Raw genomic sequence first — 16,273 nt, forward strand, 5'->3', positions numbered from 1 at the left:
AAAATGCTTTGGGTAATATCACGCGATAACCCAGTAAGCTGAGGAGAGGTAATAGTTAACGTCGCTCAGGCAGGTTAACGCAGTAAAGAACTGTGAAAGCCTGAGCTATGGCGATTACCAAAGAAGTGTGAGTATTCAACAAGATCACACAACAACATAATTAGCCTCCTTTTAAAATTTATCAGTTAATCGGTAAAGTGAGTTTAGCAAGACAGGTTTCTTGATTGCAAGAATGTAATGATGAGAAACCGTGTCTTTTTGTGTGAAAGAGGAGGGAATAGGCGTTGCTGAATTAATATCAAAAATAGTTATTTTTTGCACACTAAATCATAGAATTTCATCATTTTATCGTAAATTTTCCTAGATAAGAACTATCTCCCTACATTGCGTGTTTTTATCATGATATATTGCTATTTATTCGCTATAGCTGTCCTATAAAAGGTTAGAAAATGAGTAAATTAAGAGTCGCTATTATTTTTGGTGGAAAATCAACCGAGCACCAAGTTTCATTACAATCAGCAAAAAATATTATCAATGAATTAGATCGAACGAAATTCGACCTTTGTTTAATTGGGATTAATGAACAAGGGCAATGGCATGAATATGCCGAAGACAATTATTTAATTAATAGCGATAACCCCTCAACTATCTCATTAAGCCAACCTTTGCGTCCAGTGGCTATTATTCCTGGCAGTACCCGTCAGCAATTTATCTCTTTAACTGATGGGCAACCTCTTGCACAAATAGATGTTGTATTTCCTATTGTGCATGGTGCTTATGGTGAAGATGGCACCCTACAAGGACTATTACATATGATTGATATGCCATATGTAGGCCCTAATATCATGAGTTCTGCAGCATGTATGGATAAAGATATCACTAAGCGCTTACTGGATGATGCAGGATTAGCGGTTGCACCATTTATTACACTGATGGCTCACCAATTAAATGATATTTCCTATAATGAAGTTGTTGAACAATTAGGGCTCCCTTTATTTATTAAACCAGCAAATTTAGGTTCTTCTGTTGGTATCAGCAAAGTCAATAATGAAGCCGAGTTTAATGCTGCATTATCCATGGCATTTGAATATGATCTTAAAGTAATTATCGAAAGTGCTATTGTTGGCCGTGAAATAGAGTGTGCCGTTTTAGGTAATGAAGAGCCTGAAGTTAGCCCTTGTGGTGAAATTGTGTTAAATGATGCTTTTTATGCTTATAACACAAAATACATTGATGACGATGGTGCAAAAGTAGTAGTACCTGCTGATTTAGATAATGCGATTAGCTTACATATTCGCCAAACGGCATTGAAAGCTTACCAAGTTTTAAACTGTTTAGGTATGTCGCGCGTTGATGTGTTTTTAACTGAAGATAATCAAGTCATTATCAACGAAATTAATACCTTACCAGGTTTCACTAATATCAGTATGTATCCTAAACTGTGGCAAAGTACGGGATTAGATTATCAATCACTCATCACGAAATTAATTGAATTAGCGCTAGAACATCATAAAAAAACAGCCGTATTAAAAACTAAGTGTGAGCTTTAATCACAATAATACGCTAACAGCGAAGTGAGGTTCAGATGAAAATTACACACCTTGATCATTTAGTATTAACAGTGGCTGATATCGAGGCGAGTTGTCATTTTTATCATAATGTATTAGGTTTTGAGATAATTACCTTTAAACAAGGGCGTAAAGCCCTTGCTTTTGGTCATCAAAAAATCAATCTTCATCAGCTAGGAAAAGAGTTTTTGCCTAAAGCTGCTAAACCAACGGCAGGCTCTGCGGATTTATGTTTTATTACTGAAACGCCATTGTTAGACGTGATAGAGCATATAAACCAGCAGGGTATCAATATAGAAGAGGGTCCTGTACCAAGAACAGGGGCTACAGGGCCTATTATGTCAGTTTACTTACGTGATCCAGATAATAACTTATTGGAAATTGCTAATATTATTGAATAGATTAACCACATATTCTAAATAAAATATAATAATATTTAGCTAAAAAGCTATAAGTGTTCTTTTTAGCTTAAATATTTTAAATTATTTATATTCAAAAAATGAACCCTCCAAATATGATAGTAATAAATAGACCTATTTGTGGCTATTTTCGCCTGATTAAAATAAAAATTAATAGATATAATTTAATGATATAGCCTTTCTTATTATAATAATGTTAGCATTATTCAATTATTTTTCAGGTAACAATGGATGGTATGATGAAAAAAGTTATTTTTGTAAGTGCAATATCAGGGGGGATCTTATTTTGGTCAATACATTTACAAGCGGATAATTTTGATTGTCGTAATGCGGAAACACAAACAGAAATTAACCAATGTGCATACCAAGATTTTCAACAAAAAGATGAAGAGCTGTCACAAATTTATCAACAATATTATGCGAAATTAGAAACTAAACGACAACAACAGTTACAGCATGCACAGTCAGTTTGGATGACATTTCGTGACCTCTCATGTCAATATGAGGCAGACTATTACCAAGGTGGCAGTTTGGCTCCGATGGTTTACAGTAGCTGCTTAAAAGATAAAACCATAGAAAGAATTAATGATCTGAAAAACTATATTGCCTTATATTAAGACTAAAGTACTTTTCATCTTGAAAATAGGCTACTCATTTTAAAAGTATTGTTTTTTATCAAAATCTATCGTTTTTAGTTATATAAAATTACTATTTTTGTATTATTTTGAAACATTAAATAACTTGACTAATCCCACCTGTAAAGTACTCTAAATTATAAAGTAGCAATTAAAAATAGAAGATATGATATGAATATAATGACGAAATTAGGCGCAGCAGTATTGCTTACATCCTTATCCACTATTGCTATTTCTGCAGATATAAAACTAACATACGGTATTAATTTGATTGATTTTAACGGTGATGGTGTAAAAGATATTGTCGTTAAATCTAAGCGTATATTAAATGATGCATCATCAATTAATATGGTCACGGTTTATATAAAAGATGCAGATGAACAAGTTTATATTGTACCTTCAATTTATGATAATGCTCTTAGCTTATTTGATAATAAAGCTGAAAACAGCGATATTAAAATCTCTAACTTCAAATTTATAGAGAAAAAAAATCAAGTTATCTTAGTCAGCGGTGAGAAAATAGGTAATGATATGTTACAATCAACACCTATACGTTTTTCAAGTTACACTATCACGAAACAAGATAAACAATATAAATGGGCATTTTCTGCATATTGCGTAACCAATTCTACTTATCTTAATGTTGATGATGCTTTTGTTGATCCCTGCATAAATAAATTAATTCGAGATTGATACACGCATAGGTTGTAAATGCGTTGACTTTATTGAATTATTTTTCTTTTTAATATCAACCAATTACCTTATTTCCTCTCATATACCTCTCTTTATATAGTACGATCACTTGTATCATTTGGCATTCCTTGTTATTAATCTACACTTAGGATATTTCTTAATCATCAATATGCTGATAATTTTGTGTTTGTCATGTTCCGTTTTTAAGAGGGAGTTATGAAGGAAATTATTACAGGTTTGCTTCTAGCCTCAATAAGCTTATTTTCTGTCTCTTGTTCGCAAGAAGATACAGATGTCGTCAAAGTAGCAATCAATACTGGACCAGACCAAGTCTTTGGGATGAAGTGATCCGTTTAGCTAAACTTACCGAAGGATTAAATGTTGAAGTTATTGCATTTAACGACTATGAACGTCCTAATAAAGCCCTAGAAAATAGAGAAGTAGACGTAAATGTATTTCAATCTATTCCTTATTTACAATCAGAGATAAAAGCCCACAATTACAAATTTCATATTGCCAGCAAAACGTACATTTTCCCGTTAGCCGCGTATTCAAAGAAAATAAGCGATATTAGCGAACTCGAATATGGTGATGTGGTTGCCATTCCTAATGAAGCAAGTATGAAAGGGCGAGCTTTATTATTACTTGCAGAAAATCACCTCATTTCTTTAAAAGAGGGAGTTGGTTTTTTACCTTCCGTTGAAGACATTATTGATAATCCTAATGCCTTGATATTTCATGAAGTTGAAACTCCCATGTTAGTTGAAGCCCTTGATGATCCTGAGGTTACGATGGCGGTTATCAACAATAATTTTTCCTCTCAAATTGGCTTACTTGCTACCCGCGACGGTTTAATTATGGAGAATAAACATTCGCCTTATGCCAATGTTGTTGTTACTCGTATAGATAATATGAATGATGAAAAAATAAAGAAATTAATTACTGTTTTACATTCAAGACAAGTCGAATTAAAGGTGCAAGAAATGTATAAAGGGGACGCGGTTAAGGCGTGGTAGAACATATTTCAGGTTAAAAAACAAACAGTTCAATATAACTATGAGTTTCTATACCTAATAAAACAATCTAACAATATGAAGTTTTTTCAGTATGATGATAGAAACTTTATAATTCATAAATAGTAGAAATAAAAAATGTCTAGTTCTCAACTGAAAAAACAATATATTGGCGAACATCAATTATCTCCAGAAACGTTAATGATGAGCTATGGATACGATCCATTGTTATCGGAAGGCTCTGTCAAACCTCCTGTATTTTTAACATCGACATTTATTTTTAAAAGTGCAGAAGAAGGGAAAAATTTTTTTGATACGGTAAGTGGAAGAAAACCCCTTCCAGAAGGAGAAAAAGCGGGTTTAGTCTATTCTCGTTTTAACCAACCTAATAGTGAGATCGTTGAGGATAGATTAGCAGTTTATGAAAACACAGCATCATGTGTCCTCTTTTCATCGGGAATGTCAGCTATTACAACGACATTAATGACTTTTACACAACCTGGCGATGTTATTTTACATTCTCAACCACTTTATGGTGGAACAGAAACATTAATAGCCAAAACATTCGCTAAGTTCGGTATTCAAGCAACACCATTTACAGATGGTTTAAATTTAGCACATATCCAATCGCAAGCTGAAATGGCTAGCCAAAAAGGGAGAGTTGCGGTGATATTTGCCGAAACTCCCGCCAATCCAACTAATTCACTGGTTGATATTCAAGCGTTAAAAATCGTTGCGGATAAATTAGAAACAAGCCAAGGCTATCGACCTATTATTATTTGCGATAACACCTTATTAGGACCTGTTTATCAACATCCTATAGAGCAAGGCGCTGATATTTCACTCTATTCATTAACAAAATATGTGGGTGGACATTCTGATTTAGTCGCCGGTGCTGCAATGGGATCACGCGAGCTTATTAATCAAGTTCGCCTATTAAGAGGTGCAATAGGGACACAACTTGATGCGCATTCTTGCTGGATGTTAGGCCGCTCTTTAGAAACATTGCAAATTCGCATGGAAAAAGCCAATCAAAATGCGCTATTAGTTGCACAATTTCTACGTGACCATGAAAAAGTTAAAGTGATCCACTATTTACCTTTTGTAGATGAAAATAGTATTGAAGGTCAAGTATTTGCTAGACAATGCACAGGCGCGGGATCAACATTCTCCTTTGATATTGTTGGTGGTGAAGCAGAAGCTTTTCGTTTTCTCAATGCGATGAAAATATTTAAATTAGCGGTGAGTTTGGGAGGAACCGAGTCATTGGCATGTCATCCTGGCTCTACCACACATTCAGGTGTTCCTATGGAATTACGTCACAATATAGGTATTCAAGAAACAACCATTCGTTTATCTATTGGTATTGAAAATCCTTATGATCTTATTGCTGACTTATCTCAAGCATTAGATCATGTTTAATGGATAAACAATAGCAAAACAGCGGATTATAAGATTTATAATCCGTTGTTTTTTTGCTTTGCTGTTTTTTATTGTTGTTTTTGCCATTCACTTTTGGTTAAACGACAAATAACTTCTGTTCTTATTTCGTCTAAATACTCCACATACTGATCTTTAATTATGTGATGATATTTAAATCCACACTTTTCTTGTACTCGCTTCGAGTTTACATTGTCTGCAAAATAACCACACCATAGATTATCTAATTGTAGAGTCTCAAAGCTATGACAAATAAGCGCTTTCACTGCTTCAGGAATAAGTCCTTTCCCCCAAAAAGGAGTACCAATCCAATAAGAAATTTCGGCATCATTATCCCCTATAGGGAAATTGCTCTCATGGCAAAAAGATAAGCCAATTAAACCAATCGCTTTATCATCATCGAGCAATGTGACAGCATAAACTTCATCACGCATAAATATAGTCTGGATAATTTCGGTACTTTCAGCAACACTTTTATGTGCTGGCCAGCCAGCGATAGGGCCTACTCGCTTATCCCTCGCATAATAATAGAGGCTCTCAGCATCTGATATTCGCCATGGACGTAATAATAATCGTTCTGTTTGTAATTTTTTCATACAATTTAGCTCTGTTATAACGTATGTTTCATTATGTTAGGATGTTCGTATTTTAAAGAGAGCCAATATAAAACTGAATGGATTAATTAAGGTGTTATCGGTACTTTTGACAACTAAATCCATTAATGCTCTTGTGATTAACATTGAGATCATTAAAAATAAAAACAGTAGCAATATGCAATAGAGTGAATAATTTATGTTTAGTCAATCATTATTAAAGTTAAATATCCCTTCGGAGTATGCCGTTATTGGTGAAAGCGATATGCATAATGAATTAGGCTATCCATTAGCATTATCTTATGTTGTGGTTATTATTTGTTTAGATGGCAGGGCTGTTATTAATATAGATTTTCAAACAAAAACCATTAAAGCGAATGATATAGTGATACTCGGTGATGATAGAATGGTCACATTGCAACGTAAATCAGCTAATTTTCGTATTTTTTATTGTTTTCTTAAGAAATCTTTTGCCTCTGAGATCGCTTATGCACTTTCAAATAGTTTGTTTACATTTTTGCATGAAAACCCCATTTGTCGCCCTTCAACGGTTCACTTAAACGCCATAAACAATTGGGTGGAACAATTAAAATATATAGATAAAAGTTATACTGATCATAGAAAGTTAATGTTGAGAGGGCAGTTACAAAATCTTTTTTTTGCGATAACAGAATTAATACCATCTCATTATTCCTTATCTAAAAAAGAATTCAGCCGTAAAGAGCACTTATGTTGGCAATTTTGGGAATTAGTTATAAAACATAGCCACCAGCACAGAGACGTTGCCTATTATGCAAATCGCCTTAGCATCACACCGTTTTATCTATCACAGCTCACTAAACAATATTTTAATGATGTTCCTAAGACGCTGATTAATAGACAAGTAATTCTTAAAATAAAAGCGTTATTGACGCACACTACGCTATCAGTAAATGAGATCGCCATAAAACTCCATTTTGACGATCCCTCATATCTATGCCGTTATTTTAAGCGCGAGACTGATTGTTCCTTATCTGGATATCGCCAACAATATCAACGGCAATAAAATATATTAAGCAGCTATTCTTTTTTCACTGTAGTTCATACCTTGCAGCATACAAAGCCAAGCTAGTACTGCGATCCCCATTAAAATAGCGAATAACGAAATAGGGGGCAAGGTTGTCAGGATATAACCACTAGCAAGTGGATTTAATGCAGCACCTAACCAACCTAGAGATTGTGCAGAGAAATAACTTGCTTTCATTCCTAACGGCGCAATATTATCGATCATCATATACTCACCAGGTGCATAAATCAGTTCACCAAAGGTAAATATTGCTATCGCCATTGCCCAGAAAATTAAATTATCACCCGCCAGCATAAAGCCCGCTAATCCTAAGATAAAAAAGAGTGTGCCTAAGGTCATTAATTTACGTAGTCTTTCAGCAACCACTTGTTTACCGACGATATATTGTAATGAGACGACAATGGCCGCATTGACGGGGAGGATCACCGCAATAGCAGATTCAGCCAATTTAGCATCATAAACAACTAAAAGGTATTGCGAAATACACGAAGCAAATGTACCAAAAGTTAATGTGCCAAAAAAAGTTGAAAGCACAAACCAGCCTAATGCTTTATCTTTTAGCATTATTTTCGGATCCCACTTTACACTATTTTCTTCTGTGGAATGGTCTACCACTGAACGTTGCACAAAACATTGGATCATAAATAAAGGAATACTGGCGGATATTGCCGCTAACCAAAAAGGTAATTGGGTACCATACATTAATAATAATGTGCCAATAGGTGGGCCAACCGTCCATCCGATATTAATAAAAGTATAGTTTAGTGAAAATATTTTAGGCTTTGCTGATATTGATAAAGTTTCAGAAAAATAAGCTTTCAATACCGTAGAAAAGACTAAATAGGAACAGTTAATAATTGAGAAGAAGATAACCACTAAAATAGTACTATTGACCATTGGGATAGCAGAAAATGCGATAATAAAGGTAATAATAGAAAAAACCATATAACGTTTTTTTTCAAATTTATCTGCCAGCATACCAAAGGCAAGGCTGAATACTATCCCCGTAGTCAGTGAAATAGACATTGCGATACCAATATCATCAACAGGCAATTTATATTGTCGTGATAAGTATATCGCCATAAAAGGCAGTGTTGCACCTCTTCCTATAGTCAGAATAAGTGATGAAAACAGTAGTGCAGTTGTAGAACGAGATTTTTTTGAGAACATATTATCATTTTAATTATTTGTATTAATGGATTATTGTTGTGTTTGGTGATTTTCTGGTGAAAACTGTCCAGCTGTATATTTATACATAACTTATAAATAACTGTATAGAGATAAAAGCTAGAAAATAAATTTTTTTAATCACTACCTATTTTATTATCCCATTTTTGATAACACTGTTTATCAAAAATATCTCTATAACAATAAGTTAGTTTTCTCTAGACTAAATAGTTTGATATAACCCGATTTAGCTAAGAGGCAAATTATGTCTATTATTCATCTTGAATTTGAAAAGCCTATTGTTGAATTAGACGAGAAAATAGATGCATTACTTGCATTTAAACAGTCTCAAGATGAAACAACGGTAGTTGATATAGACGAAGAAATCGCCAAACTTCGCCAAAAAAGCCTTTCATTAACACGCTCTATATTTTCTGATTTAGGGGATTGGGAGATCGTACAGTTAGCACGTCATCCTATGCGCCCTTATACATTAGATTATATCAAAGCTATTTTTACTGATTTCCAAGAGTTGGCCGGCGATCGTGCTTATGCTGATGATAAAGCGATTGTTGCAGGGTTAGCGCGTTTAGATAGAAAACCAGTGATGATTATCGGTCAACAAAAAGGGCGAGACACTAAAGAGAAAGTAAAAAGAAACTTTGGTATGCCATCACCAGAAGGTTATCGGAAAGCATTACGCCTGATGAAAATGGCTGAACGCTTCCATTTACCAGTGATTATTTTTATTGACTCCGCGGGTGCTTATCCGGGGGTTGGTGCTGAAGAGCGGGGGCAATCAGAAGCCATAGCACGAAATATTCTTGAAATGTCCCGATTAAAAACACCGATAATTTGTACAATAACAGGGGAAGGTTTTTCTGGTGGTGCATTAGCAATAGGTGTGGGGGATCGAGTAAATATGTTGCAATATAGTACTTATGCTGCCATATCGCCCGAAGGCTGTGCCTCTATTTTATGGAAAAATGCTGATAAAGCACCTATTGCCGCCCAAACCATGGGAATGACGGCACCTAAATTACAGGCATTGGGTATTATAGACTCAATTATTCCTGAACCATTGGGAGGCGCACATCGCCACTACCAGCAAGCGGCTGAATTCGTAAAAAAACAGCTCCTCGCAGATTTAACAGAATTGAATAGTTATTCTAAAGAAGAACTGCTTGAGAAACGTTATCAAAAATTAATGTCCTATGGTTATTGTTAATTCTTTTCAAGTGAGAGAGCAATCAATGTTACACTGCCTATATTCAATACTCCCCATATAGGCAGTATTTTTATGTCAATTGACCTTAATTTATTACGTATTTTTTCTGCGGTTGCAGAGCAAGCACAGTTTGCCAGTGCTGCACGATCGCTTTCTATGCCAACATCTAATGTCAGTAGAGCAATAAAACAGCTAGAACAACAGCTTAACTGCCGATTAATTGATAGAACCACGCGAAAAATGCGTTTAACTGAGCAAGGGAAAATCTTGTATCAGCAAGCCAAAAAGACCTTATATGAATTAGATAATGTTGTAGAACATATAACGAGTGATGGACCATTAACAGGAACCTTTAGACTCACGATACCCAGTGAATATGGCAGTGAGTTACTTGCCGATATTTTAGCGGATTTTGCTGCACTTCATCCTAACTTAACCATTCAATGTGATACGCAGCTAATGCCAAGAAATGTTATAGAAGATGATATTGATTTACTTCTAACATTTCATCGTGGCCAATTAGCCGATAGTAGCTACCATTCACGTCTCATAAAGTCGTGGCGTAGTATTGTTGTTGCCTCAGAGAGCTTATTAGCAAAAACGGGTATCCCTACAGATATTGAACAACTAAGCCAATTACCTTGTATTTCCAGTTTAAGTGCATTAGAAGGGCAGCCGTGGATCTTTATTGATAAAGAGCAGAACCCTGTAAAAGTGACAATTAATAGCTGTTATCGTGTAAATAGTGCTATCTTAGCCAAAGCTGCCGTATTAAAAGGTTTAGGTTTTGCTATTTTAGCTGAACATTGTTGCCTTGATGCGATAAAGGCAGGCAAATTGCGAGCCATTTCTTTTCCTCAACAGCCCGCATCAATTAGTTTAGTCGCGATATATGCAAGTCGTCGTTCGCTTTCACGTAATATTGAACATTTTCTTGCATTTTTAACTCAGCGTTTATAATAATTAATCCGCTATCTGCTGAGAAAGTGCACCTTGTTTCTCTTTGCAAGGAAAAAGCATAATAAACAGAGTAATAAAACAGGAAAGTCCTGCGGTTAGCATGGCATAGGCAAATCCTGAATTAAATGCTTCAGGTAATAGGGCAACCAACTGATTATCTAGGGAAGCGGTTTTATTTTCTGTTACTAACGTAATAATATTAATCGGTTCTGCCACTATTCCTAATGCTTGACTTTGTATCATCATATAATTAATTGCTTGCTGTATCATTAATGTACCTAATAACGCAATTCCCATTGTCATACCGGTTTGTCTTAATGCATTCATGGTTGCAGACGCCATGCCCGAGCGGGACGGTGCTACACTTTTCATCACTAAAACCCCGATTGCGGGTGTCGCTAATCCCATTCCTGCACCTAAGATAAATAAATAGCTTCCTGTTATTGTGTAAGAGCTATTTGTTGCTAATGTTGCCAATAAACAAGAAGATATTGCAATCAACAAAAAGCCAAAGATCATTAATTTTCTAACAGATATATAACGAGAGAACCGTCCAAATAACATAGAAAAAAGAGCCATGGCGATAAACTCAGGAGCCATTCTTAAACCTGTTTCTAATGCACTCCAGCCTTGTGCTTTTTGTAGGAAAAAAGCGATAAAAAAGACATTACTATAAGTGGCAAATCCCAAAGTAAAAGAGGAAAGGTTATATTGGAAAAACGAGCGATCTTTAAATAACGATAGCGGTAATAACGGGCGTTCAATACGTTTTTCGACTATAACAAACAGGGTAATAAAAATCAGACCGACAATTAATGCGAATACAGTACGATAATCAGACCAACCTACAGAGCCAGCTTCAATAAAACCATAGGTTAGTAAACCTAATCCCAAGATACTGGTTAATTGTCCTAGGGGATCTAACGCAACATCCTCAGGATCGGCACTTTCACTTAATCCATACCAGCCTAGTAATACTGTAATAGCACCAATAGGAATATTAATAAGAAATATACTTGCCCAACCACTGGCATGAACTAATGCACCACCAAGGATAGGGCCAATAATCAGCGATAATGCACTAACCGAAGACCAAATACCAATAATACGGATACGTTCAATATCAACAGGAAAGGCATGTGTAATAAGTGATAATGCGCCAGGAATAAGGGCTGCAGCTGCAATACCTTGGATAATACGCCCAAGGATTAATATTTCATGTTGTTGTGCAATAGCACAGATAAGGGAGCCTAGAGTGAAAATAATCACCCTCCAGAGCCACACTTTTTTTCGTCCGAAACGATCACTTAATGGCCCTGAAGACAAAATACAAGCTGATAGACATAGTGCATAAGCATCCACAATCCACTGTAATGTAGCCATATTGGCATTAATATCATTCTGAATAGTAGGTAGAGCAACATTGACGATACTAATATCAAGAGTGGCCATAAATGTGCCTAAACAGATAGCACAAATAAGTGACAACCGTTTTGTATAACTCATAAGTTTTATTACCTTTATGGTGAAATAATAGTAGTATCACAATATCCGACTGACCGTCGGTCAATCAATTGATGATAATAAGTTTCATTTACGGTTATTGTGGCTATTCTCAATATGGAGTACCCTTTAACAGCCACTTAGAGGGAGATGAGCAATGTCATTAGAAGAAAAAAATATCGATAAACCAAGAACAAAGCCAGCCGAAGTTCGTTTAGAAGAGTTAATGAACGCCGCAGAAACACTATTTCTTGAAAAAGGATTTGATGCCACAACCGTCAGCGATATTGTAAAACAAGCGGGGGTCGCTAAAGGAACGTATTATCACTATTTTACGGCAAAAACAGATATTCTCGACGCACTGCGAACTCGATATATGGATTGGTATATTGATAAAGTTGAGCAAGCAATGGCAAGCTGCCAAATTCAAGATTTTCGCGCTAAATTAAAACAGTGGTGTGAAACTAGCGTTATTGCTTATGTTGAAAAACAAGAATTACACGATATGCTTTTTCATCAAGTCTTTCATCAAAGCGGTAATATTCATGAAAATAGGGCGCTACAGCAGTTACAAACGATATTAATGGGGGGGACAGAGAATAAAACGTGGCAAGTCCTACAGCCTGAATTAACCTGCACGCTTATTTATCATGGTATGCATGCTGCCGTTGATAATTTAGAACACAGTACGGAATACACACCACAAACATTAGGTGCGCTATTATATCGACAATTTACACAATTATTAAGTTAACCAGACTATTAAATAATGAATATTCGGGTTGTTGACATAAAATAGGCGTGACATTGTTACAAAAAAGAAAATTGGGCGCGATTAACAACCGAAATCATTTATGGTGTTTCTAATATTGTTGCATCACTTTTATGCGGTTGTCTGTTTCTTAGCAACATAACCATAAGGTAGGACTTCAAAAGAGCAACATGGTAATTTCATCAAAAATGAAAGGGGATTATGATTGACTCGTGGTTGGTAACATATAACAACAGAATGTTAAATTTCAAACAAAAAAACATGTATTAATCTTTATATATTTAAATGCCACATGAAATTAATATTACCTATATTTTTAATATAATGATGTAATTAAAAGATAAAATAAAATATTTTCCCAATATAAATAAACAGAAGCATTTCAATTAATATGTAATTATCATTAAGGTGTTATATGAGTAAATTAACAATTGGTGGAGTGAATATATCAACTTCGCAAATAAACAAATTATCACACGCATCTAAAGCTAGAGATGCAATGTCTATTTGGGAAAAAATAAAAGACTGGTTTAATCATGGTCAAAAAGAACATGTGCTTAAATTACTTTATCATACCTATTTCAATCCTAAAAATTCAATATTTGATAAGGTTGATTGCTTTGCAGAATTATATTCTATGACAGGGGAACAATATAAAGATAATTTTCATTTATATTTAAAAGATGGTTATGATTTAAAAATGAAATTTGTTATAAAAAACGTTTATAATGGTGAGGTATCATTAGATAATTTAATTAAAGACATGATAGATCGGATACATAATAAAAATCCAAGTATAAAAGAAGACATAGAAAACATAAGAAGTTATATAAAAAAAAGACTGCATGAAATTCCTAATGAAGCCAATTATGATATTAATCAATACAATGTCTATTTATCCCAGATAAAAAACGACTTACTACCAAATAATTATTTTAACGTAGAGCGTTATTTGGATGGTGTAACAGATTTTGTTCGTTTATATAATATAAATAATTCTAGAATTAATGTAGACGATAAAATTGAAGACCGTTGTAAATTACAAAAACTTATGAATATAATACAGCATATTGATATAGAATATAGAAAAAATATTCAAATAAAACTTGTGAAGAATACTGTTGCTTTAAATATAAAAGATAAAAATTCAAAAGAGTTTTTGAATTTAATTAAAATCGAATTATTGTCATTGTACAATCCTCATGTAGGTATAATAGAAGGATTTATAAAACATGGAATGGAAACTTTATTTAAAGATGAAGACAAAAAAGAAAAAGCCTGTGGATCATTAAGGAAAGCTATTATTGATTATAACTTTCCATTTATTAGAACACTTGAATTCAATGTTACTGATGAGACTATAAATAATATTTATATAAATAATATAGTACCAAGTGAGTATATCTCCTTCCGCCAATAACAAACGCCCATAATTACAATGAATTAAGTGACAATAGCTACAGCTATAACTCTATCTTTAAATAAAATAAAGGCTTGGAACGTAAAATAACACCAAGCCTTTTATTTTTTATATTAATAAATAAGTGGGGTACTAACCATCAATCCCTTTCTTAGCCAAGAACTCATCATAAGTGCCTTGGAAATTAGTCACTTTTTCAGGCGTAATTTCAATAATGCGGTTAGCCAATGAGCTGACAAACTCACGATCGTGAGAAACAAAAATTAACGTCCCTTGATAGAGTTCTAACGCCATATTCAGTGACTCAATAGATTCCATATCTAAGTGGTTGGTAGGTTCATCCATAATCAGAACGTTTGGTTTTTGCATCATTAATTTACCAAACAGCATTCTGCCTTTTTCACCACCAGATAATACTTTGACTGATTTTTTAATATCATCTTGTGAGAAAAGAAGGCGACCCAATACACTACGCACCGACTGTTCATCGTCTTCTGGCTTCATCCATAAACTCATCCAATCGAAAACGGTCATATCAACTTCAAAATCAGTGGCATGATCTTGTGCATAATAACCTATAGTGGCATTTTCAGACCATTTAACGCGTCCATTATCAGGCGTTAATTCACCCACTAATGTTTTGATCATGGTTGATTTACCCACACCATTGGTGCCTAAAATCGCCACTTTTTCGCCCACTTCCAGCATCATATTTACGTCTTTAAATAAAGGCGTATTTGCTTCATAACCTTTAGCAATATTCTCTACTTCTAACGCATTACGAAATAATTTCTTCTCTTGCTCAAAACGAATAAAGGGATTTTGTCGGCTGGAAGCTTTAACTTCGGTTAATTGAATTTTTTCAATTTGTTTTGCACGCGAAGTGGCTTGACGAGACTTTGATGCATTAGCACTAAAGCGGCTAACAAAGGATTGTAATTCACTAATTTGTGCTTTTTTCTTTGCATTATCAGCGAGTAAACGTTCACGCGCTTGTGTTGCCGCTAACATATACTCATCATAATTACCTGGGTGAACTGTTAATCCACCATAGTCAAGATCGGCCATATGAGTACACACCATATTTAAAAAATGGCGGTCATGGGAAATGATGATCATAGTGCTATTACGTTCATTTAATGTTTGTTCTAGCCAGCGGATCGTATCAATATCTAAGTTATTCGTCGGTTCATCAAGTAATAAGATGTCAGGATCAGCGAATAGGGCTTGTGCAAGGAGCACACGTAGTTTCCATCCTGGCGCCACTTCACTCATTGGGCCATTATGTTGCTCAAGTGGAATACCAACGTTTAATAATAATTCACCGGCACGTGATTCAACGGTGTAACCGTCCATTTCACCGAATTTCACTTCAAGATCGGCAACACGTAAACCCTCTTCTTCGCTCATTTCCGGTAAGCTATAAATACGTTCACGCTCTTGTTTAATTTCCCATAACTCAGCGTGCCCCATAATTACCGTATCAAGCACGGTAAACTCTTCATAAGCAAACTGATCTTGTTTTAGCTTACCCAAACGCTCATTAGGATCAAGGAATACGTTACCGCTAGTAGGCGCGAGATCACCACCGAGAATTTTCATAAAGGTGGATTTACCGCTGCCGTTAGCACCGATTAAACCATAGCGATTACCGCCACCAAACTTAACAGAAATGTTTTCAAACAGTGGCTTCGAACCAAACTGCATAGTGATATTATTACTTATTAACAAGACGAATACTCATGATTAGTGAATGATAAAGATAATGGGGCGGCATTATGCCATAAACTTACCCC

Annotated in this window: 14 protein-coding genes and 1 pseudogene; 11 read left to right on the plus strand and 4 right to left on the minus strand. The window is 34.9% G+C overall.

All coding sequences use genetic code 11. The annotated features are described in order from the left end of the window. Nucleotides 1-449: 449 nt before the first annotated feature. From ddlA to HMPREF0693_RS01395, 6 genes and pseudogenes are all read left to right on the plus strand, one after another. Entirely contained in the window at nucleotides 450-1,550 is a 1,101-nt protein-coding gene (gene ddlA / locus HMPREF0693_RS01370; protein ID WP_004242920.1) for a D-alanine--D-alanine ligase, read from the plus strand. Between the two features lie 35 nt (nucleotides 1,551-1,585). After that, nucleotides 1,586-1,969 (plus strand): VOC family protein, encoded by a 384-nt coding sequence (locus HMPREF0693_RS01375; protein ID WP_004242922.1) that lies wholly within the window; start codon nucleotides 1,586-1,588, stop codon nucleotides 1,967-1,969. A 257-nt stretch (nucleotides 1,970-2,226) separates the two neighbouring features. Then, nucleotides 2,227-2,604: a lysozyme inhibitor LprI family protein gene (locus HMPREF0693_RS01380; RefSeq protein WP_223231925.1), complete on the plus strand. Its 378-nt coding sequence runs from the start codon at nucleotides 2,227-2,229 to the stop codon at nucleotides 2,602-2,604. Nucleotides 2,605-2,793: 189 nt separating this feature from the next. After that, nucleotides 2,794-3,315 (plus strand): carbapenem self-resistance protein CarG family protein, encoded by a 522-nt coding sequence (locus tag HMPREF0693_RS01385; RefSeq protein WP_004242928.1) that lies wholly within the window; start codon nucleotides 2,794-2,796, stop codon nucleotides 3,313-3,315. A gap of 216 nt (nucleotides 3,316-3,531) precedes the next feature. Then, nucleotides 3,532-4,331, plus strand: a pseudogene (locus HMPREF0693_RS01390) (MetQ/NlpA family ABC transporter substrate-binding protein). A gap of 135 nt (nucleotides 4,332-4,466) precedes the next feature. Then, a complete protein-coding gene (locus HMPREF0693_RS01395; protein ID WP_004242933.1) occupies nucleotides 4,467-5,750 on the plus strand; it encodes a cystathionine gamma-synthase family protein in 1,284 nt (427 codons plus the stop codon). A gap of 68 nt (nucleotides 5,751-5,818) precedes the next feature. Here the strand turns inward: HMPREF0693_RS01395 and HMPREF0693_RS01400 are convergent, their stop codons facing one another. Continuing rightward, nucleotides 5,819-6,364 (minus strand): GNAT family N-acetyltransferase, encoded by a 546-nt coding sequence (locus HMPREF0693_RS01400; protein ID WP_004242934.1) that lies wholly within the window; start codon nucleotides 6,362-6,364, stop codon nucleotides 5,819-5,821. A 196-nt stretch (nucleotides 6,365-6,560) separates the two neighbouring features. Between HMPREF0693_RS01400 and HMPREF0693_RS01405 the strand changes: the two genes are divergently transcribed. Continuing rightward, nucleotides 6,561-7,406, plus strand: a complete 846-nt coding sequence (locus HMPREF0693_RS01405) for a helix-turn-helix domain-containing protein (protein WP_004242935.1) — start codon at nucleotides 6,561-6,563, stop codon at nucleotides 7,404-7,406. Between the two features lie 6 nt (nucleotides 7,407-7,412). Here the strand turns inward: HMPREF0693_RS01405 and ydeE are convergent, their stop codons facing one another. Continuing rightward, nucleotides 7,413-8,597: an efflux MFS transporter YdeE gene (gene ydeE, locus HMPREF0693_RS01410; protein ID WP_004242937.1), complete on the minus strand. Its 1,185-nt coding sequence runs from the start codon at nucleotides 8,595-8,597 to the stop codon at nucleotides 7,413-7,415. A gap of 262 nt (nucleotides 8,598-8,859) precedes the next feature. On the opposite strand from ydeE, the gene accA reads away from it, so the two are divergent. Both accA and HMPREF0693_RS01420 read left to right on the plus strand, forming a co-directional pair. After that, entirely contained in the window at nucleotides 8,860-9,822 is a 963-nt protein-coding gene (gene accA, locus HMPREF0693_RS01415) for an acetyl-CoA carboxylase carboxyl transferase subunit alpha (protein WP_004242938.1), read from the plus strand. A 72-nt stretch (nucleotides 9,823-9,894) separates the two neighbouring features. Next, the gene (locus HMPREF0693_RS01420) at nucleotides 9,895-10,782 is read left to right on the plus strand and encodes a LysR family transcriptional regulator (RefSeq protein ID WP_004242940.1); all 888 of its coding nucleotides are present in this window, start codon (nucleotides 9,895-9,897) and stop codon (nucleotides 10,780-10,782) included. A 3-nt stretch (nucleotides 10,783-10,785) separates the two neighbouring features. Here HMPREF0693_RS01420 and HMPREF0693_RS01425 read toward each other — a convergent pair whose 3' ends face one another. Next, a complete protein-coding gene (locus HMPREF0693_RS01425; RefSeq protein ID WP_004242941.1) occupies nucleotides 10,786-12,288 on the minus strand; it encodes an MFS transporter in 1,503 nt (500 codons plus the stop codon). 154 nt (nucleotides 12,289-12,442) lie between these two features. Here HMPREF0693_RS01425 and HMPREF0693_RS01430 point away from each other — a divergent pair, with 154 nt between their 5' ends. Together HMPREF0693_RS01430 and HMPREF0693_RS01435 are read left to right on the plus strand one after the other, a co-directional pair. Then, the gene (locus tag HMPREF0693_RS01430) at nucleotides 12,443-13,039 is read left to right on the plus strand and encodes a TetR/AcrR family transcriptional regulator (protein ID WP_004242942.1); all 597 of its coding nucleotides are present in this window, start codon (nucleotides 12,443-12,445) and stop codon (nucleotides 13,037-13,039) included. Nucleotides 13,040-13,472: 433 nt separating this feature from the next. Further along, complete coding sequence (locus HMPREF0693_RS01435; RefSeq protein WP_004242943.1) at nucleotides 13,473-14,477, plus strand: hypothetical protein; 1,005 nt, start codon at nucleotides 13,473-13,475, stop codon at nucleotides 14,475-14,477. A 132-nt stretch (nucleotides 14,478-14,609) separates the two neighbouring features. Here the strand turns inward: HMPREF0693_RS01435 and HMPREF0693_RS01440 are convergent, their stop codons facing one another. Next, the gene (locus HMPREF0693_RS01440) at nucleotides 14,610-16,208 is read right to left on the minus strand and encodes an ABC-F family ATPase (protein ID WP_004242947.1); all 1,599 of its coding nucleotides are present in this window, start codon (nucleotides 16,206-16,208) and stop codon (nucleotides 14,610-14,612) included. Nucleotides 16,209-16,273: the final 65 nt, after the last annotated feature.

It is taken from the genome of Proteus mirabilis ATCC 29906 (genome assembly GCF_000160755.1).
Classification (GTDB): domain Bacteria; phylum Pseudomonadota; class Gammaproteobacteria; order Enterobacterales; family Enterobacteriaceae; genus Proteus; species Proteus mirabilis.